This is a genomic window from Buttiauxella sp. BIGb0552, assembly GCF_004366275.1.
In the GTDB taxonomy this organism is placed as follows: Bacteria; Pseudomonadota; Gammaproteobacteria; order Enterobacterales; family Enterobacteriaceae; genus Buttiauxella; species Buttiauxella gaviniae.
Window position 1 is genome coordinate 1 of sequence record NZ_SODY01000009.1, and the last position, 19,497, is coordinate 19,497.

The 19,497-nt window shown below is 46.7% G+C and carries 17 protein-coding genes; 10 read left to right on the forward strand and 7 right to left on the reverse strand.

Annotated elements, in window-relative coordinates; all coding sequences use genetic code 11:
• Positions 1-380: 380 nt before the first annotated feature.
• From EDF88_RS21865 to EDF88_RS21885, 6 genes are all read left to right on the forward strand, one after another.
• Complete coding sequence (locus EDF88_RS21865; RefSeq protein WP_134187252.1) at positions 381-1,478, forward strand: DNA-binding protein; 1,098 nt, start codon at positions 381-383, stop codon at positions 1,476-1,478.
• Positions 1,479-1,646: 168 nt separating this feature from the next.
• Positions 1,647-3,320: a DUF4942 domain-containing protein gene (locus EDF88_RS21870; protein ID WP_134187254.1), complete on the forward strand. Its 1,674-nt coding sequence runs from the start codon at positions 1,647-1,649 to the stop codon at positions 3,318-3,320.
• 9 nt (positions 3,321-3,329) lie between these two features.
• Entirely contained in the window at positions 3,330-3,500 is a 171-nt protein-coding gene (locus EDF88_RS24750; RefSeq protein ID WP_166672009.1) for a hypothetical protein, read from the forward strand.
• A 233-nt stretch (positions 3,501-3,733) separates the two neighbouring features.
• Positions 3,734-6,193: an Ig-like domain-containing protein gene (locus tag EDF88_RS21875; protein ID WP_134187256.1), complete on the forward strand. Its 2,460-nt coding sequence runs from the start codon at positions 3,734-3,736 to the stop codon at positions 6,191-6,193.
• Positions 6,194-6,418: 225 nt separating this feature from the next.
• Positions 6,419-6,838, forward strand: a complete 420-nt coding sequence (locus tag EDF88_RS21880; RefSeq protein ID WP_115632063.1) for a hypothetical protein — start codon at positions 6,419-6,421, stop codon at positions 6,836-6,838.
• A gap of 196 nt (positions 6,839-7,034) precedes the next feature.
• Positions 7,035-9,416, forward strand: a complete 2,382-nt coding sequence (locus EDF88_RS21885) for an Ig-like domain-containing protein (protein ID WP_134187258.1) — start codon at positions 7,035-7,037, stop codon at positions 9,414-9,416.
• Between the two features lie 288 nt (positions 9,417-9,704).
• Here the strand turns inward: EDF88_RS21885 and EDF88_RS21890 are convergent, their stop codons facing one another.
• Complete coding sequence (locus EDF88_RS21890) at positions 9,705-10,652, reverse strand: hypothetical protein (RefSeq protein ID WP_243839652.1); 948 nt, start codon at positions 10,650-10,652, stop codon at positions 9,705-9,707.
• A gap of 734 nt (positions 10,653-11,386) precedes the next feature.
• Between EDF88_RS21890 and EDF88_RS21895 the strand changes: the two genes are divergently transcribed.
• Both EDF88_RS21895 and EDF88_RS21900 read left to right on the forward strand, forming a co-directional pair.
• Positions 11,387-12,427 carry a hypothetical protein gene (locus tag EDF88_RS21895; protein ID WP_134187260.1) on the forward strand — a complete coding sequence of 347 codons (1,041 nt, stop codon included), beginning with the start codon at positions 11,387-11,389 and terminating at the stop codon, positions 12,425-12,427.
• Between the two features lie 119 nt (positions 12,428-12,546).
• Positions 12,547-12,885 (forward strand): hypothetical protein, encoded by a 339-nt coding sequence (locus tag EDF88_RS21900; RefSeq protein WP_134187262.1) that lies wholly within the window; start codon positions 12,547-12,549, stop codon positions 12,883-12,885.
• 167 nt (positions 12,886-13,052) lie between these two features.
• Here EDF88_RS21900 and EDF88_RS21905 read toward each other — a convergent pair whose 3' ends face one another.
• On the reverse strand, positions 13,053-13,532 hold the full coding sequence (locus tag EDF88_RS21905; RefSeq protein WP_134187264.1) for a hypothetical protein: 480 nt from the start codon (positions 13,530-13,532) through the stop codon (positions 13,053-13,055).
• Between the two features lie 309 nt (positions 13,533-13,841).
• Positions 13,842-14,684, reverse strand: a complete 843-nt coding sequence (locus EDF88_RS21910) for a hypothetical protein (protein ID WP_134187266.1) — start codon at positions 14,682-14,684, stop codon at positions 13,842-13,844.
• A gap of 261 nt (positions 14,685-14,945) precedes the next feature.
• Here EDF88_RS21910 and EDF88_RS21915 point away from each other — a divergent pair, with 261 nt between their 5' ends.
• A complete protein-coding gene (locus EDF88_RS21915) occupies positions 14,946-15,215 on the forward strand; it encodes a DNA polymerase III subunit theta (RefSeq protein WP_115632069.1) in 270 nt (89 codons plus the stop codon).
• A gap of 45 nt (positions 15,216-15,260) precedes the next feature.
• Here EDF88_RS21915 and EDF88_RS21920 read toward each other — a convergent pair whose 3' ends face one another.
• On the reverse strand, positions 15,261-17,681 hold the full coding sequence (locus EDF88_RS21920; RefSeq protein WP_243839653.1) for an Ig-like domain-containing protein: 2,421 nt from the start codon (positions 17,679-17,681) through the stop codon (positions 15,261-15,263).
• Positions 17,682-17,868: 187 nt separating this feature from the next.
• Between EDF88_RS21920 and EDF88_RS21925 the strand changes: the two genes are divergently transcribed.
• On the forward strand, positions 17,869-18,156 hold the full coding sequence (locus EDF88_RS21925) for a hypothetical protein (RefSeq protein ID WP_134187270.1): 288 nt from the start codon (positions 17,869-17,871) through the stop codon (positions 18,154-18,156).
• A gap of 38 nt (positions 18,157-18,194) precedes the next feature.
• Here the strand turns inward: EDF88_RS21925 and EDF88_RS21930 are convergent, their stop codons facing one another.
• The 3 genes from EDF88_RS21930 to EDF88_RS21940 all read right to left on the reverse strand — a co-directional run bounded on the left by EDF88_RS21930 (position 18,195) and on the right by EDF88_RS21940 (position 19,409).
• Positions 18,195-18,443, reverse strand: coding sequence for a hypothetical protein (locus tag EDF88_RS21930; RefSeq protein WP_208326166.1), 249 nt, complete (start codon positions 18,441-18,443; stop codon positions 18,195-18,197).
• A complete protein-coding gene (locus tag EDF88_RS21935; protein WP_243839654.1) occupies positions 18,443-18,985 on the reverse strand; it encodes a hypothetical protein in 543 nt (180 codons plus the stop codon). Before EDF88_RS21935 ends, EDF88_RS21930 begins: the two co-directional genes overlap by 1 nt.
• A 235-nt stretch (positions 18,986-19,220) precedes the next feature.
• Positions 19,221-19,409: a hypothetical protein gene (locus EDF88_RS21940; protein WP_134187274.1), complete on the reverse strand. Its 189-nt coding sequence runs from the start codon at positions 19,407-19,409 to the stop codon at positions 19,221-19,223.
• Positions 19,410-19,497: the final 88 nt, after the last annotated feature.

The window sequence follows — 19,497 nt, forward strand, 5'->3', positions numbered from 1 at the left end:
CATGAAAATAATTGTGCAGTTCTGTCATTTGAGTGGGGAAGATGTTAGCTGCATGAAAATAATTGTGCAGTTCTGTCATTTGAGTGGGGAAGATGGAGGGCCTGTGCTTTGATTTTTTTCATTTTTGCGAAGCTGATCACGTGCTGTTTTTCTTAAATTTGGATTTTTAGCAAGGATTCTCCATTTGATTTGGTTTTTTTACGTGATGCACCTCACACATTCACCCTGTTTTTCATCAAAATCACCCCGAAAAGTAACTTTTTGAAAAAGAAACTCGCTTAAGTACGAAAAATTCGCTTCTTAGCGAAATTGAGTAATTTTCTGTTCGTGTACTATTCCGTTTTATTGAAACTAAGAAATGAAATAATCGGAGTCTTTATATGGAAACCTTAAAAACCGCGAACAATGCCAACGTTACCAGCAAGTTTTCAAACACTACTGGCTCCGGGAAAGTGATTTCTACTCTTAAGCAATTTCGTGATGTAAACCTTGGTCTGTGCCAGTCGGCTCCAGACTTTAATGCTTTCCTCATTGATCCAACAATAGTAGCCATCACGCCAGGCTTTAACACGCGTGAGATGGGCATGGGGGAAGAATACTACCTTCTCCCGGAAGTGGCTGAGCACATCCACAATATCAAAATGGCCTATATCAATGGTGATTATGTAGAACCCATAAAAGTCGTTATTGTGGATGGAGTTGTCACCGTTCGTCAGGGGCATTGCCGGTTACACGCAGCGCGGGAAGCGGTATCGGAAGGGCATCAGATAACATTCCTCTGCAATCAACTCAAGATGGATGAAGTTGATGCTGAGATGCAGACTCTCAATGGCAATAAGGGAATGGCCTTATCTCCCGTGGCGATTGGTGCCTCATACCTTCGCCTCATTAACACGCTGGGCGGAATGACGCTGGAATCGCTTGCCATTCGTGAGAATCGTCAGGTTTCTTCCATCAGACAAATGATGCGCTTACCGGGTCTGCCTGTTGAATTAAAAAAATACATTCACTCAGGTGTTGTTTCTTACTTCTTCGTTCTCGAGTTAGTAGATAGCCTGGGAGAGTCCAAAGCAATTGAGCACATCCGTACGCAGTTAGAGGTGCTTCAGGCTTCCGCTGACAGGGGGATTAAGGTTCCTCGCAGCAGTAACGGTGCTCTTCGTGTACGGCCATCAACAATTAAATCACCACGAGTTCCACCTACGCTGGCGACACAGGCTGTTGAGAGTATCAAAATGCTAAATGAACAGTTTTTCCCGCAGCTAAAGGATGTTGATTTTACAACGTTCGATTCAGACAAAGAAATCACCATAAGCATCAGTCTTAAGACCCTTAACATGCTCCAGACTGTTCGGGATACGATTAGTGAGGTCGCAGCTAAACAACTGCGTAAAGAAGAGCGTAAACGACTAAAGGTCCAGGATGAAAGTGAACCGGAAAGCGATGACCAGCAAGAGCATGATCAGACAGCTGCCTGACGAGAAAGTCTCAATCACATCCATGTAGCCATTATAAAAAAAGTCAGTTCCAGTACTTATTCGGGTCCCCTTGGGGGCCCATTTTTTTTGCTGCGCCAGAGGCTATTAACAAATTTTCGACCTGGGTTATCCTGGATTCAATGATATTTGAACCTACAGGTAAGCCTGATGACAAGTAACGCCATTATTCCACTGAACACCGATCAATCCTGCCGCCACTTAATGCCTGCCGTCAAAAGCGAGCAAGACTCTCTGCCAGAAATGAGAGAGGAGATGGGTATCATCCAGCGTCTGGTTGCTGAGTTTAGCAAGGAGCGTGAGGAGCTACAGTCTGTGGCGGAATTATTCCGCAGGCAGTCTGTACGGAAGTTTTACAGCTTGTTATCGGGTTATGACCACTCGATCACCGAAAAGAGTGAACTGTGCGCCGAGTACTCGCTCCGTTCGGAATACTGGAAACGCGTCATGGCGTTGACTGATGTTCTGTCTGTTATGACATCAGAAAAACGCCAAGCATGGAATGAGCAATTTTGTTTCGACCGTTATTCCATGCGTGACGGTTCAAAACAGGTTATTCCTGATTTTACCGCAGAGGCAGTCATCCCAACCGTTATGGGTCTTCTCAATGACCGCAATCAATTTATGCGAGAGCGTGTTTACGGGGTGTTTACGAGCCTGAGTCGCTCACATAAGACGAATAAAGCCTTTGGATTCAGCACAAGGATGATCATTACGGGTGTGTGCGAAATGGTCAAAAGATTTAATGGACCGAGCCAGCCTGATTTTAAATCAAGGAATATCGAACCCCTGAGTGAACTCCGGGTGGTTTGTGCATTTTTCCGGCAAAGCAAGGTTTGTGATGTCCTTGATACGGCGAGGCTCGTAGAAAGATGTGTTCATCAATACGGTTTCAGGCAATGGATTGATATTGATGGCTATGCGGTCCGCTTTCGGGTTTACAAGAACGGCTCCATGCATATTGAGATAAATCAAACACTGGCCGAGCAGATGAATAATATTCTTTCGGCATTCGTTCCCCTGGCATTGCCAGCAGAGCGTCACAAGGAAAAACTCAAGCAAGCACGTGAGTTCCCGTTAAAGAAAAACGTGCTGGATTTCGACAGCAGGATGCAACTTGGTGAGATGAAGTTTTCTTACTCCGAACGTGAAAAGTGTTGGGCAGCATTTCGTTCAGGCGGATATTTATCCCTGGATAAAGGGACTGACACTATTCTTCATGATGTTTTCCGTACAATCGGGGCCAGGGTCGAGAACTATTACGTTTACATGGATTATTGCCCGGATGAAATCTTGCGTTATTTATCGCAGGTCGGAGCGATGCCTGATCAGGTTGCTCATCAGTTATATCAGTCATCACGGAAAATCAGCGATTACGTTGCCGGTTTACTCTCCATGGGGGAGGGCGATACATTACTTGAGCCGAGTGCAGGCCAGGGGGCCTTATTACAGTCATTTTCAAAAGCCGCCGACATTCATTGTATTGAGGTTGATCAACTGAATGCGCTGATCCTGAAGGCCAAAGGGTTTGATGTTGAAGAGGCTGATTTTCTGGCATGGTCGAAGGCTAATCCTGGAAAGAAATTCAGTCACATTGCTATTAATCCACCGTTTTCGGAAAACCGGGCTCGGCTTCATTTGCTGGCTGCGGCAACGCACCTTGCCCCTGGCGGGTGTATGGCTGCGGTCTTACCCTTATCGTTCAGGCATGAAGATGCGTTGCTGGGCGACGAGTTCTGCTGGGATCTGGTACATGAATTTAAGAATGAGTTTGAAGATACATCCATTACTGTCTGTGTAGTTTACATCCAACGAATCACCTGAGACTGGAATATGACAAATCAACCGTTGCAACCGTCAGACGCAAATGATGAAGAACCAACATTCGCCATCGACAAATTTGAAATTGGTCTCGCTAAAAAGAAGCCGGTGGCTGATGTTAATTTTATCAATGACTCCGTTCACCAGGATGACGAGGGGAATACATCCGCTGACGATTATTAAAAGTCCGGTGCCAGGCTGTTTCATACAGCCTGTTCACCATTCAGTGCTTCTCCTGCGAAAATTCATTTAAAAAAGTATTTATCTTCTAATTTGTGTTCGGCGTGAGCATCCATCCGGAAAGTTACTTTTTTGCCCCGGAATTCTGGAAGGTAGCTCTGGAAATAGCATCCCTTAAGCGCACGGTTCGTCAGTGTGCGAAATGTACAATAGGGCAAATTCCAGAGGAAACCCCTATGCGTCTAAATTTGACTGGTTACCTAGTTGCCGCAGCTGTCAGCTCGCTTTCAATACCGGCACACGCATTAGTCTTTAACTATTCGTTTATGAATACGAATAATGTGGCTTCGAGCATTAAACCATCCGGCACGAATCTGCTTAATCCTGCCGGGGCAATAACGCTGAATCTGATCTCTGGTCTTGACCGCTATGAGCGTATAAAGGTCATTCGTGACCGCGACCAGAGCGTCATGTATTCCGGCGTTACAAGTATCGTCGGGGTATCTGATCGCGTGGTTGCGACCGATGGGACGGAGTATTACGGAAAGAGTATTGCTCTGCCTGCTCTGGGGGAAGGTGCATTTACCATCGTAAATGAAACACTGGATCTCCGACAAACCATCGTCAGCACCACGACATACCATATCACCGTCGATATCACGGCTCCCCGCTATACCACTATCTATCCCAGCCAGAACGCGGGTTATGGCATGGTCCTGTCCGGACCGCTCTGGGAGCTGGGGCGGGGCGGGAGTGGGCAGTTCTCCATTTTTGCTGATGGTCTGGAAGATGCAAACGGGATAAGCAAGATCCGGCTGGTCATTAAACGCAGCGATGGTACGGTAGTTTCTGACAATAACCTGAGCTATGACGTTGCCGCTAAAAGAGCCTTTTATCCCTGGATAAAAGAAGCGGGCACTCAACCGGGTATGCCGACCAGTGATTTGAATGAAGAATTCACATTCAATTTTATCGTGACGGACAATGCCGGAAATATCCTCAACATTCCCCCTCAGCGGTTTAAATATGACGACCAGATGGGGGAGTACACCCCTTTTGCCGTTCATGACTCACGAGTGAGCACCAGTGTTGTGCCAGGCATTGCCTCGGGCTATGTCGCATTTCAGCGTGGACTGACCGTGCTGGAAAATCCGTATCTGTTTGTGATCCGTATTCCGAAAACAAACTGGCAACCCTACCGAAACGGCGGTATCAGCATTCTGAATAACTATGGTGGTGCGAAAGTACTTTCTGAAGATGCTACCTATGTCTATGTGGAAGCAAAATTGCCGCAGGGAAGTCTTGATAGTAACTATTACCGCCCAGTGAATACCTATCAGTGGTCAGGTGGAGATCTTGCTCAATACGCCAGTTGGCTTGTCTGGGACCCTGCTTCACTGAAAAGCCCTGCATGGGGAAATCCTGCAATTGAAAGGCTCAAAGCTGACGGCACCTGGTTTAACAGCGTGAACTGGCGCCATATTCTGGCCTCGGAAATGCCGGTTAACCTGACGCACATCCGCTTTAATGTGCAGGCCCGACCGTATGACCAGAAAATAGCAGGAGGGGCTTCCTGTGATATTCCGGCAGGCTCCACGACATGTACCGTTGCGGTATCCCAGGCAATTGTACAAGGCACTACGGGATACATGCACAGTGGCTATGAGGTACGCTCAACGACTGAGTCAACATTCTTCCAGCCTATCTGGGAAAACATCGCCTGGCATACCCTGGGTCCTTCAGTTACCGGCTTTGACTACAATGCGGCCAACAGCATTTTACAGGTCTATGTGAACCAACCCGGTGACGGGTCCTATTTCGATCATGTGAATCTGGCCCGGGTCTGGCTAACGGATAAATCCCGGAACAATGCTGAAATTAGCGTGACAGCAAAACAAACGGGGCGTAACACGGCGTCCGGGAACTACACGTATGAATTTGACATGAAGAAGGTTCCTGAAGGGACGTATGATGTTCAGATCAACGCTAAGGATTCATTCGAGAACTCAGGTAGCCTGGCATACAAGCAGGTGACGGTTGATAACACGCCGCCGCTGGTCAACTTCAGCTATGAAAACAAACCCATTACCAGCTCTGTGACAGTGTATGGACTGGAGAACATTCGCATACAACTCTCTGACGCATTAACAAAGCCGACTCTCGCTCGCATGACGCTGCGTGGGGGGCCCGTCTCGGATGCGGTAGAGCTTTCATGGGTCAGCCTTGGCAACAATCTCTACGCCCCTAATTATCCCAAAATTTTCCCGTCTCTGAATGAAGGCGAAACGTACACCATGACGGTGACGGCGAAAGACGAGATGAACAACGTCAAAGAAAGCAGTGTCGAATTTAGCTACCTCCCGAATAACCTGGTGCGTCTTGAGAACCTGAAAACAATGGCAGTCAGTGCTGCACTGAAAACTTCAGATGACACGCCTCTGGCCGTGCTATATGCCAGTCAGCTTCGTAAACAGGATGGCGCTATCGCAACCGGTCTACAGGATGCAGTACTGACGGTACGTAAAGATGCGGCATTTGGGGTCACCGTTAATGGCGTCAGCGCAGCGCCAGGGGAGAGTAAAAATCTTCAGTTGGATCTTGGCCTGGGTGACAGTCGTAGCTTCCCGATATTTCCGGCCATATCTGGCGTTACCGGTGTTTCTGAGTTCATGATCAATATTGAAGAGCTTCGATAAACAATACAGGCACAGCGCTAACTAAAGAGCCTGTGCCTGGTTTTTGTACAGACGGCCGCTATGCATCTTCCTGCTACTTATCCCAACTACCGACACAGAGTTATGCACCGTTTTTGTGGATAAGTTTTATACCTGGCCTCCAGAATATGGCAGGGTCAGTTAACGCAATAAAAGTGATATTGTTATTAACACGATGTTTTTCCAGATATCAGATTAAGGATAATTATGAACTTCAAAGTCTCCGCTGTGGTTCTGTGTTTAGTCATGACTGCACCGGCCATGGCTAACACGTCAGATCAGCAAACCCGTGTCATGGATTACTGCCAGCAAACAAGCCTGCCACTTCTGGTGGCCGCAAGCATGTTCGTGACAAAGCATGCAAGCAATGTTGCGCCTGCTGATGCCAGGCCTGAGATCCAAAAATATGTTTCTGATTCTGTTGAGTACAAAAAGGCCAGCTCAACGGTCAAATCAGCAATGGATAAGGTCGTCACGGAACTCGCCAACACAGGCGCTATGCAAGCCCACCAGCAGGCCATGATGAGCCAAGGCGAGAAATACTTAGGGGTGCATGCCATTTCATGGGGGATGAAAACGGTCGGGCCATTTACTGCGTGGTGTAACTACAATCACTTTGAGCGTTGATTTAGAATTCACGGCTTATTCATGCCTGACATGATTAGGCCGTTTTTTTGTCATTCGCAGCAAATCTCGCCAATAAAAAGTAACTTTCCTGTTCCCTATCTCTAATAAACAGTCTTCTGATTATAGCCCTTTAGCGAAATATTCCGCCCTCACGTTTCGTTAAAATAGCAATATTGATTACGGGGGAAATTAGATAATGAAACTGTCGGAATTTATAATTTCAGCGCTAGGCTTAAGTTTATATTTATCATCTCCGGCTTCGGCCCAGCTCTACAATTATTCATACAACGACACGGGTGGGAAGCTCGTTACCGCAAAACCGGACACCGCATTTCTAAACCCTTCAGGGGTTATCACCTTAAACCTCATCTCCGGGCTGGACAGGAAAGAACGCGTTACCGTTACCCGTGATAGTGATAAAACCTCGATGTTTGAAGGCACCACCAGCCTGGTTACCGTAGCCGACCGGATCACGTCCACAGACGGTGCCGAGTATTACGGCAAATCGCTGGTACTTCCTACCCTTGGGGAAGGGGCCTTTACGCTGAAGTCTGACACCCTGGATAACAAAGGGAACCTGGTCTCCTCATCCACATACCCATTCAGTATCGACATTACCGCGCCTTCTATTCCCGATCCGATAGTCTGGATTCGTGCCGGGTTCATGAATGGCAGTATTGATGTGTTCGGGAATACCACCGCGACACAGGCTTTGTCAGTTTCCAGGCTTTCAGATGCCGGTTCCGGGCTGAGTAAAGCGGAATGGTTTGCTATTGATGACGCAGGGACTCGCAGGGCTGTACCAACTGATCTGAATCCACTGACAGGAGAAGCTCTCGCTCCGGCTGCTATCGCCGCAGGTGTAGTGGTTGCGCCCAAAGACCAGAGCTATTACACCGTGGGGTTCCGGATCTATGATAAGGCTGGCAACTATCGGGATGTGACGCACCGCTCTGCCATCGACCGCACGGTCCCGGCATTTATGCAGTATCAGGTACAGAATGCGGCCACAGGCGTCTGGCAGGATTACGTTCCGGGAATGACCATTTATGCCAACCCCTTGCAGTTCCGTTTCAAAATGCGAAAACAGGATGCTGCTGATTTCAACGGGACTGATTTTGGCTGGTACGGGCAGGGGAAAAGCTCTGATGCTGACTTTGCCTACATCAACGCCACGCTAAGCTACCCGGAAACCTACAACTATTACGAGATATTTACCAAAGCGGGTCTCAGGCATCATTTGTCCTTTAACACCCTCAGATTTACGCTGGGGCCCGGTGTCAGCGAAGCTCCCCGTTATGTGAAAGGCATTTTTCACCTGAAAAATGCAAATACATGGTCTGACGGAGATACGGTCCGCATGACTTCACCTGACTGTGTAGACAGTGGGGTAGTCACCACTGAAGTCAGGTCATATACCCAGCTGGTCAATATCGATAACGTGGGCAGTTGCACCATTGCACCTAATCAAACCAGCTGTACTCTCACCACGAACTTCTGCAAGTTGACCGACCGTGGATACGATCCCCGACAAATCATTATCACCGGAACGGATGCTTATGCCGGGCTCGGGGGAAGAGGCTCTTATCTTTACTCATACTGGGACTACAATCCGCCCGTTATCAATTCAGTCACCGTAAAACCGGAAGAGAAGCAAATCGTTATGCGGGTGACGGACGCGGATACCGTCAATGACTGGCGCAGTTATATGTGGGTGACGAACAGTTTCGCCCTCACACTGACTGATGGCTCAGGTAAAGCCCTGGTGCTGTCACCGGCCAGCGTGAACTCACTGAATTTCCAGCTCAAAGAAGTCGTGTTCTCCTACGGCAGTCTTTCTTCCGGGCAGTACACCGCCAGTGCCAGTGCAACGGATACTTACGGCAACCAGGCCACCACGAAGCTCCCGGGCACCATCAAGCATGATGTGGCACCGCCCATTGTCAGCGTAATGTTTAAGGGCCAGCCAGCTGACGGACAACTTGTCAGAGGGCTTGAAAATCTGGAAATTCATCTCACCGATGATATGACACAACCCTCAATAATAAGCGTCAGCCTGGAGGGGGGGCCGACCAGCGATAAAGTTAAAGTAGGTTGGTATAATAAAGGTAATAATATCAGTGGGTTGCAGTACCCTCGCATATTCCCATCTACGGACGAAGACGACTCTTATACGCTGACAGTGGTCGCCTCCGATGAGGCCGGTAACGTGACGACTAAAGCCAGTCGTTTCCGGTATGTCCCGGACAACCTCATCGAATTTAATAACATCAAAACTCTCGCGGTGAACACATCACTGAAGGCCACCGATAACACGCCCCTGGCGTTCCTCCAGACGAACAGCATCCGTAAAAAGAATGGTGAGCTGGTCACTGGCCCTCAGACGGGGACGTTGTCAGTGCGAAAGGATGCGGCATTCGGGATCACGCTTAACGGGATTACCGTGGTTGCCGGGGAAACGAAAGATATCACCATCAACTTCGGTACAGGAGACGGCATCCTCATACCTGTATTCCCGGCAGAGAAAGGGAAAAGGGGGATAAGTGATTTTATTCTGGAATTACCGCAGATTGATTAACCCGTAAATGACCGGCTCCTTAACCGGGGCCGGTAACCCCCCCTCAGAAATATCACCCACCTGGGTATTCGCATTTTACTTGACTACCTGTTCACAAATTACTTGGTCGTTTCCAACAGAAAACCGGAACAGAGCAACCCAAATTAACGGGCAGCTATGAGCGATAAGAGGAAATTAACGCCCTATTAAAGGGGAGCAACGCAATATCGAAGCCGCATACTAAGATAATCACTTAAACCAACACATAGTTAAAATGTTTCGCGTTGCGAATCCCTCCTGAATAGTTTGTTAGGTAATTATTTTTGGAACAGATTGTATCGTAATAGGATTTATACCCAAGCTAGCTCCATCTATGCGTACAATAAATGTACGCAACACTTCTATTAACTGGTCAACAGGTTGAAACCAGTACGACCTAATTATATCAAGAACGTCACTCTGCCCCGGAAGTTCCATTATCTTATGATTGCGATTGTAAGATAAAAATAGTTCCATCATTCCAATCGCAATATGAAAGTCATCAATCACCGAATGTTCACTACCTAAGATAGCAACAGTTTTAACTGATTGTTCAAGTCGTACATTGTGAACGGATATTTGAGCACCGTTTGGTTGAACCCCTATACCAAAAAGACACATACTGGATTTGTGTTTCCAACCGGCACTACCTAATAGTTTATTTCCTTTATTTCCTTCAACTTCACCAAGTAAAGCACTATCTAGAGTTTCTCCTGGAAATCGTTTAATCAAAATACACAAATCAACATACTTAATGTCTTCCCAAACATTTTTAATATTATATTGTGTATAACCAACTATGCCTGCATTAGTTTTTTTGAGAAATTCAGCGCCGCTGTATGAATCGATGCCACAAACAAAAACCCCATACGAGTGATAGTTTCTCAGTAAGTCAAAGTTATAATTATTTGAAATGTTATCGATCAAAAGGTTAAACAAGCCTATTCCTTCATTACTGGCTAGATAATGGCAAAGGAAGTACTGTAGTCCCCAATTTTGAACGCTTTCTCTCATTCGAGCAAAGAAACCTTGTTCGCTCGTTCCTACAAAGTTCGCAAGAGTTTTTGGCGTAGAAAATGGAATCTGTTTTTGAATATTGAACTCAAGCTGCTTATGCTCATATAAGGCTTCCAAAACAGAACAAAAATGCATTGCCCAGTATGACTTAGAGTCACCAATAATTGATGGTTCAATAACTTGACCGACATTCGAAATCAAAATACTTTACCTTTAGTTACCTAACCTTTGAATATTGTGGCGGCACGCTTTATCTGGTTCTACGAGATAATGCATCAGTGTTACATTTTGAGAAAACAGCTAGTAAAATTAAGTACTGCTTGCTGCGATTAAAAGCATACTGGCTCACTACTACTGTTCTCTAGCCGGTCATTTGTAGGTTAGCCCACGCTAACCTCAAAAATTAACGCAACTTTCCTTGTTCAGCAACAAATAAATGTGCCTGTTGCTCTGCCCAAAGCAGGCTTGTTTTATGGTTAAAGCAAATAAGGCTGTGTATTGAACCAGATTTACAACCAATGTCCGCAATTGGCACAGAACTGCTGTTCAGCCACGCTCGCTCTTGTGCCCTGGTTCATCAGGGGAACAATGATAATTTTGCTGGATATGCTCAGGTAATTTGCTAACGGGGAACAAGTAAAATGAGAACGAGTAGTCAAGTAAGATGCAATTTCGCACCACCAGCTCAACCCGCCTGAAAAGTAACTTTCTGGCCTGAAACTATGGACGTCTTTCTCTTTCCCCGGTGATGCCTATCTTCACTTTGGCGGGGCTGATTATCGGTCCTCAGCTGAAAAAAACCGCACTGCGCCTCAGTTAAAATATCCGCATGGAATACGAGGGACTTGCCTGTTTACACATGACCGGTGTGGCAGATAGGCATATCAATAATTCCTAAATGCGCCGTATTAGCCGTGCCTGAGGAGGCAGACAGGATGAATAAATTAAGCTCATCATTTCGTGAATTGTTAAATTTACTGTTCAACAACATTGCTCGAATATCGATACCAACAATACTCGGGCAACTCGTCAAAGTATTGTGCGTCTGTTTTGTTATCTGGTTTTCCCTTTCACATTATCGTGAGCCAGTTAATGAACTGGCGAGAACGTCACTGACGCTGCTGACCTTCTCAGGAACGATAATTTGCCTGTATTATTCATTTTCGAAGATATTCAATGAGGACCTTCTTCGCGGAGTGTGGGCGGCACTGTGTGGTCTGGCTGTACTGGTTGCCATCAAGTCATTAGTCGGTAACACAATCGACGAATTGATTCGTCATCCGGAAATTCTGGCGGCCATGTCTGCGGTTTGTGTCGCGAGCTTCATTATTCAAAGAGTCTGCGCAAATATTTTAAAGGGATCTGAAACCCCTAAAGAGGTTGCCTATGGGATTCCGGCGACCCGCATTGTTAAGCATCCTACCAGGCAGGATCGTGTTGTTACAGCTGCACATGAAGCGGGGCATGCCCTGGTTTGTGCCGCACTGAACCCGTATCCAATAAATATCCAGGTCGAAGCAAAGTATTTCCGGGACGAAACTAATTCACTGGGCAGTGTCTCTATGGAATGGGAACATTTGCTGGTCGACAAGACGTTTGCAGAATGGGATATGCTGCGTTTCTTAGCCGGGTCAGTTGGCGAGAGAAGCTTTACAGGTCGTGAATCACTGGGGGCTGCGGGAGACACATTCCAATGGCGTACCATTGCTACGGCATATCTCTCCTGTATGAGCCGGGGGATATTCTTCCAGAATCCCGAAAACAGGCTGGAGCTTGAACATAACGAGCAGATGCTAATGGACTTGTATTCAGAACAAATCGCATTGCTTGAAACGTTTTTTGAAATCAACGCTCAGGTTCACCGTAATTTAACAGAAAACTTGCTTGAGAAGCGCCTGATGACCGGGCGTGAGCTGTATGTCTATTTTGACGAGGTTCAATTCCCCGAATCGTTTCCTCGCTGTACCATGCCTTAAATAAACGCCTGATAATGGGACCCGGTGCAGTATTTTTCCTGCTGTATCGGGTCAGGTAAAGGCACAGGGATAAGTGCAAGAATCAGTGATTAGCGTAAATAAAAGTAAGTGGAGACACGATGAAAACAATTAAACTTCTGGGTATGGCTTTGTTTATAGCATTGCCACTGCATGCTGTTGCCGCTCCCGTTGATAAAGACATCATTAAAGATATGGCCTCACTTCGTCAGCAGTCCTGCCCGGGTGATGCCACGAATGCAGAGTCGCTTGAAAAAAATATTGATACCGATGGTCTGTATACAGCACTTTTGGCTATTAAGGAGGGGGCTGACAGTGTTCGCAATACAGGGCTGTATACTAAAGCAATCCAAATTGCGCCGAAATATGCTGACTGCCAGAATTCAGATGCATGGGCTGCGGCCATTAACGAGCATTTGTACGAAAAGCAGGGTAAGTAACGAACATCGAATGCCCTCGCACTGGCATGCCTCATCACTGAGACAGCGGTGGTAAAAGTAACTTTTGGGCAGTATGCGTGATTTTGTTAAATGCGATATCCCCTCACATCAGAGGGGATAATCTACGAGGCGGGGAAAGAGTTGTTAACAGTCAGGAGGACCGGATATTACCCCTCACAGAATCTGTCTTTCCATTCCTCGTAACTCAGGTTACTGCCATTATATTCCTTCCACTTTCTCCAGTAATTGACTCTTGCGGCTTCCAGTTCCATCTTCTGATTGTTCATCTGAGCTTTACTATCGGCCTTTTTTTTCTGGATATAGCGAAGGCGTTGAAATCCTCTGGCCCCCAGTCGATATCTCAGGGCTGGCGCGATATCGGTTGTTAATGCGATGCCCGCCATTAAACCGATCAAAAGACCAAGGCCGTTGGACATCATCCTGAGCACACTATTTGCCCATGGTAATTCAATAATATTCAGATAGTCATTCGAGTATGCACCGTTGGTCTCGAACATGAAGTTGCGCACAAAATCATAAATTGTACCGCCTGCCCAGTATGAAAAGCAGAGTATAAAAATTACGATTGATACGGTGGCACAAACAGACAATGCATAGATTCTGGGATTGTAATTATGTTTGTTCATTTCTTCATCCTGTCGCCGGGTAAAGTATTAAACTCAATGTCGCTGGTCCAGCCATTATATCAAAGGTAATTCCCATCCTGAGTCGCTGAAAACGAGGAATTGCTTACTTACGTTGAATGCCTGGTTGTCTACGTCACTGCATCGGGCTGGCGACTGTATGCAAATAGCATAACCATCGCCAACAAAATTCGCAAAAACTCTACTTATGACGCGGTTTTGTCTTAACAACCGTTGTGTGCCTGGTGCAGAACTGTATGCAGACGGAAAACGTCATGATGATTATATTCACTTCAGCCAGCCGTCATTTTACTAACCCGCTATCTCTACTGTAAGTTCATCGGGAGCAGCAAGGGAAGGTTTATCTGCGTCACTAATTCTGATTTTAGTCCAATCCAAATACTGTATGGTTACCTCACCACCACCGCTGCCTCCGGTATCCGGATTTGACGTCATTAGTGATTGTCCTCCCTCTCCCTTCAAAATATGAATCCATTCTAAAGGAAAGATGGTACAGGCTTTAGTATGTGGGTTTATTGCAACAACCATACTCTTTACCTCTTCCTCTTTTTTTCCACCCCTTGGCTTAGGGTCATCACTTGGCACGTCACCTCTCGAATCTCTATCATCTCCATCTCGACACTTAATACAGGTTTTTGTTTGTTTATGCGTCGTGAAATAACATGCATAGGTTTTAAAATCTTCAATTGTTAATCCCGTCCCCGGACCAAATGATTCCTCTATCGTCTTTGTTTTAGTTGTTTGATATGAGAAGTAGTCTCTTACAAAAAGTTGAAAGATCTCATCTTCATATTTTGCAGCAATAAAGTAGTGAGCCTTTTTAAAGCGTTCATTTTTGTTCGGAGTTAAGCAATCCCAGGCAGAGTTATAACCTTTCTCATTACCTGGGAACTTTGTTTTCTCGTGTTTAAACTCTTTGTTGCTTAATTTTTTCTTAAATTCGAGTATGTAGAAAACGTCATCTTTATGAGAGTTTTCAAGAAGGGTAATCGCATCACCTAATCTTTCTTCATTACCATCTAAGGGTAGGATTTGTTTTATAATTCCCTTTTCAAAACAGTCGCAAATAAATTTGTACTCAACTGTTTTTTCCCACCATATAGCTGTATTGATTTTTTTCTTGGTTAAGCTCATATCAGGCTCATGTCTGAATTGAAACTACGATTTTTTTAATATTACATTTTATCGTGTGTAATTGCATGTAACTTGATTACCCAGTTGTCATCAGAAGTCTAAAATACTGACATGGCCTTCAGTAGGGTAATCCTCCTCGCCTTATTCATGCGTGGTATGATTAAGCCATTCCTGGTTATCCACCAGCCACCTTATCTGTGGTGTCTGTCGTTAGGCCAGGAATGCGTAAGGCGGGTTTGCCTTTATCAATCTGGAGAAAACATGCCTGAATTCAATTTATCGCGATTAGCCCCTGAGGAACAGGAGAAAGTCTCCGTGGATCTCGCTGCCGCAGGTGTGGCCTACAAAGAACGGCTGAATATGCCGGTTGTGCCGGAACTGGTCGCCAGGGAGCAACCCGCACATCTTCGTGAATATTTTATGGAACGGCTTCTTGCCCACCGCCAGACCAGCCAGACTCTTCCACGGTCAGGCGATCCTCGTTACACAGAAATGGCGGACGCGAATAATAAAGGGAAAGGCGGTAACTGAAGGGTGAGGTTAGCCGCCATTGTCTGGCGGCTTTGTAGTGAATGTCTACTGAAGCTCTGCAATCTCAATCATGAACTGACTTTCACCGGACCTCCCGGATTCGGTCGGAAATATTGGTATCAGCATCTCGTTTCCCTGGCCCATGTCGATGTCGACCGGCACAGACTCTCCCGGGGCCGCTGAAACGCCATTAAACGTAATACCAAACTTGGCATCTTTTCGCACCGTCAGCATGGCCTGCTGAACGCCTCGCGCAATTTCCCCGTTAGTTTTACGCAACACACTGGTCTGAAGGTACGCAAGTGGTACACCGGCTGACGTTTTAAGAGGACTGTTGACCGCCAGTGTCTTCAGGTTATGGAGCTGAACCAGGTTATTGGGCAGATAAGTAAAGCGTTGCGTGTAAGTTTTACTGTTCGACTGGGAATCTGTTGCCGTGATGCTGATGATATATCCTTCCGATGGCTCGAACGTGGGAAATAAACGTGGATATTCAGGAGCATAGGTGTTATTACCGGCAGGAGACCACGTCAGTTCCACATTATCAGAGGTTGGCCCTCCTGCGAGCTGAAGGCGGGTAATTCTTGGTGTGGTCAGATTATCGGTCAGTTTGAACCTGAGATTCTCCAGACCGTACACTACCGTGCTGTCATTTACCGGCTTACCGTCGAAAGATACCTCAACACCCGGTGGTGTTGTATCCAGTACAATCTGCCCATAGTTTTTGTTGGTCTGGTTTTTGAAAAAGTCTCTGATATTCACCTGTACGTTGTAGTTACCCTGGGCCTGACCCGAGAGATCATACTGTATGCTGTAGTTCCCGGATGAGCGTGAAGTGACAACCCCGGTTGGCGTCATACGGCTTCCGGTATTGAGGTCGGTCAGGAAAAATTCCTTCAGGGCCACACTGTCGAACCAGTTCCCGTCACCTTCGATGGACGCTGTAACCGTCATCTTCTTGTCCGCTTCTCCATAGGTTACAGATTTTATTACCGGCACCTGTTGGTTATTCCAGCGAGTCATGATCCACTGCTCAGAACGCAGAATGGGATTACTGACGCTCCGGACGTAGTAAAGAATACGGTTGAACCCCATCGAGCCTGCGGCCATGTTTAAGTTTTCGGCGGCTTCACAAGACGTGCTACCCGCAGGAACGCGGCAGGTGGCTTTTCCCCCTACCTCCTGTTCAAACGGTCTGGCCTCGACATTAAATCTCAGGCGTGAAATCTGAACCGGAAGAAGCGCAGATGAAAAACTCTCAAATTCTTTCCAGTTTCGCCACACACCCTTATCGTCGAGGAAGTCCACCAGCGTCCCGGTAAATACAGGCGTTTTTAGCGCAGCCGGGTTAAGTGTCATGGTGTATGTAGGCGCATATCCACCCCATTGACCGAAGTTGGCCATTCTCGCCATATCACCATTGAATGCACCATACGGCAGCGTCATTTCCACCCAGGTATATGTTGCATCGGACGCGATTTCCCGTGGTGCGGCATACGCGTTAACAAATAGCAGGCCACCTTCGGCATAGGCCCGGTAGTTGGTTTTAGGAACGCGATACACAAGCCTGATAGGGTTTTCATTAACCATCATGCCTGCACGATAAGCAGGGTAGTTACTCAGGCCAGGAACCACACTGTCGGTAGTATTCGGATCATGGACGGCGACGAGCGTCATTTCCCCTGGTGTGTTGTCGTAGCGGAATTTTTGCAGTGGCAGAGTACGGGAATTACCGGCCTTGTCATAAATTACAGCCTTGGCGGTAAATTCCTCATCCAGATTGCTGGTCGGTATGCCTTCGCCCTTTATCGAGTTATTGGTATACGTGTGATACATCTTTTGACCAGTAGGCTCGTATTTCATCTGCGTTGTACTGTAAACAGAACCGTTTTCCCTGATGACTGTGAATACCCCTTTTTCGATCCCATTAGCATCGTTCACGCCTGTCGAGGTAAAGTCCCATTGCCCTGTTGACTCAAGCCCGAGCTTAAACACCGGTCCGCTGCCAATACCACTGCCGACATTAACGGTCAGAGGATTGCCAGCCGGGGGCGTGGTATCAATGAGCCAGGGGTATGAGTAAGAGGCGACCGTTTTCTGGGACAAGTCGAGAATATTGACCTGAACGACCACACGGCCTTCTCCCAGGGTCGGTATTGAAATTTTCTTACCGTAAAATTCGTTCCCTTCACCCGACTGAAGACGGTCGGCCACACCTGTTCGTGTGGTGGTTGTGTTAAGAAGCTCCTGGCCGTTATCTCTTGTCACCTTCACATTAACGAACCGGTCCAGGCCTGAAATGATGGTGAGGCTAATTGGTGAGGCTGGGTTAAAAATGGTTCTGGACGCAGGGGCATTCACAACGACCCCGTTAGTATCGGTAAACGTTGACTCATAGATTTGGGACTTTACCGGGGCTGATAACAAAACACCTGTAATCAGTGTGCCGAGTGTCGCTATTTTCACAATAATCTCTCCAGTACAGGGATGAACCATTGTACCCGGAGGTTGGAAGCTCAGATGTCGTATAGCTGGGATAAAAAAGGGGGAAATTCAGGGGGTGGGCTTAAAGGTTGATAACGCGCTCCTTAGCGTAAAGTTATAAGAAAACATAGTGTTACCATGAGGGGCATACAGCCGGGAGAGATTTCCAATGAATGTCAGTCGTGCGATTAAGATGGTTTTTCTGATACAGATCCTGATGGTTGCAGGATGTGCAACTCATCAGATCACTGTAGTTGACAGCTCAGGCCCAGGATTCTTAATGGGTGTATTGCATGGATGGATTGCACCATTTGCCTTTATCGGCCATCTGTTCGACAACGCCATTGCGGTTTATGCCATACCAAATGTAGGTACGTGGTATGACTTGGGCTTTTTGCTGGGTGTCGGAGCGTTATCTTCCTGGTGCTGTTTTTTACTTTCGCTATTTTCAGACTGAAGTAATACCTCCGACTGTAGTTTACCGACTGAGGACGTTTAACGAATGGCGATCAGGTCATGGGAAAATTTAAAGCCAACACCGGCTGCGTCTTCGTGACGAGAGACATGCGAGATGCCATCTTTCTGAAGGCAGTCAAAATGATGCTGTGCGATTCGGGTAGAGTAGTTCTCACCCCATACCGAATCGTTGCGATCTTCGAAACGCGATGCCTTATAATTATTTTTCAAAAAACGGTAGAGCTGTTCAAACGTTACTGCGGTTGTTGTAGGGGGTAATGTCGTCATCATTTCTCTCCTGTTTTATAGATCTGGTCGATATATCCCAGTTCTGCTAGTCGTCTGAGTGCGCTGTAAAGATAGTCACGCTCCGCTCTTATATTCGCACTAAAGGGCTTCCGGCTTATCCATTCTCCGTTCCCGGGCCAGCCCGTCACCGGGCGCACTTTATTTCCATCGGCATACAGTAGCCCCCATCCGGGCGGGAGGTCGTCCGGTGTAATAATATCCGGCTCGCACAAATAAAAGCGCCAGTCTCCCATTCCCATTTCAGGATGAATGCGAAAGTTCTTTTTGCGGTCAGCCAGAAAGTCGGCTCGTGAGCACTTCACTTCAATCAGACACGAGACGCCATTTCTGAACCCAAGAGCGTCAGGCAATTCTCCTGAAACTGACCAGGCCCGTAACCTGTCGTCAAAAGTTACTTTGAACCCTTTTCCACGCAGATAGCGGGTCGCCAGTAAACACAGCGAGCTGTGCTGTTCGTTGTTCTGTTTGATTATTTCGGGAACCGAAGTGGACTCCGGAACTTTCCTGATTAAAACTGCCATATTTGCCCTTTAGATAAATACTTTCTGCTCTGTGCTATTTGTGGCCGAACAGCCAGTAAACCTCGGCATACCACGATGAGACGCTGGACATGACAAACAACCCCGCAGACAGCAACGCCAAGATAAATACTTTTCGGCTACCAGATGAGCCATCAGCCATCACCCTGGCGGTACGCACAGAACATGCAGACGCAGCAAAGGACAATAAGCTGGAAATGGTAAACATAGTCCTCACTTAAACGGTAGATGTACCGGTATCAATGGGTGGAATAGGGTAATGAATATTTTCATATTCATTCAGAATTTCGACCAGGTGCTCCAGTTTAGCGTTTTCCTCAGTTCCTTTTTCTGGGTTGGCAATTAACAATGCTTCCAGGAGGTTCAACATTTCAAAGTGTTCACGTTGGTTGGTCGGCATTTCCATATAAGATCCACGCAATCAGTTATCAGGTGAGCATTATACCGTGGCGAAAGGAGTTAAAATTTTGCTAAGGGTAGACAAAATTTCTCAT

Coding starts and splice junctions, on each gene's coding strand:
- EDF88_RS21865 (WP_134187252.1), top strand. CDS start 381: ATGGAAACCTTAAAAACCGCGAACAATGCCAACGTTACCAGCAAGTTT.
- EDF88_RS21870 (WP_134187254.1), top strand. CDS start 1,647: ATGACAAGTAACGCCATTATTCCACTGAACACCGATCAATCCTGCCGC.
- EDF88_RS24750 (WP_166672009.1), top strand. CDS start 3,330: ATGACAAATCAACCGTTGCAACCGTCAGACGCAAATGATGAAGAACCA.
- EDF88_RS21875 (WP_134187256.1), top strand. CDS start 3,734: ATGCGTCTAAATTTGACTGGTTACCTAGTTGCCGCAGCTGTCAGCTCG.
- EDF88_RS21880 (WP_115632063.1), top strand. CDS start 6,419: ATGAACTTCAAAGTCTCCGCTGTGGTTCTGTGTTTAGTCATGACTGCA.
- EDF88_RS21885 (WP_134187258.1), top strand. CDS start 7,035: ATGAAACTGTCGGAATTTATAATTTCAGCGCTAGGCTTAAGTTTATAT.
- EDF88_RS21895 (WP_134187260.1), top strand. CDS start 11,387: ATGAATAAATTAAGCTCATCATTTCGTGAATTGTTAAATTTACTGTTC.
- EDF88_RS21900 (WP_134187262.1), top strand. CDS start 12,547: ATGAAAACAATTAAACTTCTGGGTATGGCTTTGTTTATAGCATTGCCA.
- EDF88_RS21905 (WP_134187264.1), bottom strand. CDS start 13,532: ATGAACAAACATAATTACAATCCCAGAATCTATGCATTGTCTGTTTGT.
- EDF88_RS21910 (WP_134187266.1), bottom strand. CDS start 14,684: ATGAGCTTAACCAAGAAAAAAATCAATACAGCTATATGGTGGGAAAAA.
- EDF88_RS21915 (WP_115632069.1), top strand. CDS start 14,946: ATGCCTGAATTCAATTTATCGCGATTAGCCCCTGAGGAACAGGAGAAA.
- EDF88_RS21925 (WP_134187270.1), top strand. CDS start 17,869: ATGAATGTCAGTCGTGCGATTAAGATGGTTTTTCTGATACAGATCCTG.
- EDF88_RS21930 (WP_208326166.1), bottom strand. CDS start 18,443: ATGACGACATTACCCCCTACAACAACCGCAGTAACGTTTGAACAGCTC.
- EDF88_RS21935 (WP_243839654.1), bottom strand. CDS start 18,985: ATGGCAGTTTTAATCAGGAAAGTTCCGGAGTCCACTTCGGTTCCCGAA.
- EDF88_RS21940 (WP_134187274.1), bottom strand. CDS start 19,409: ATGGAAATGCCGACCAACCAACGTGAACACTTTGAAATGTTGAACCTC.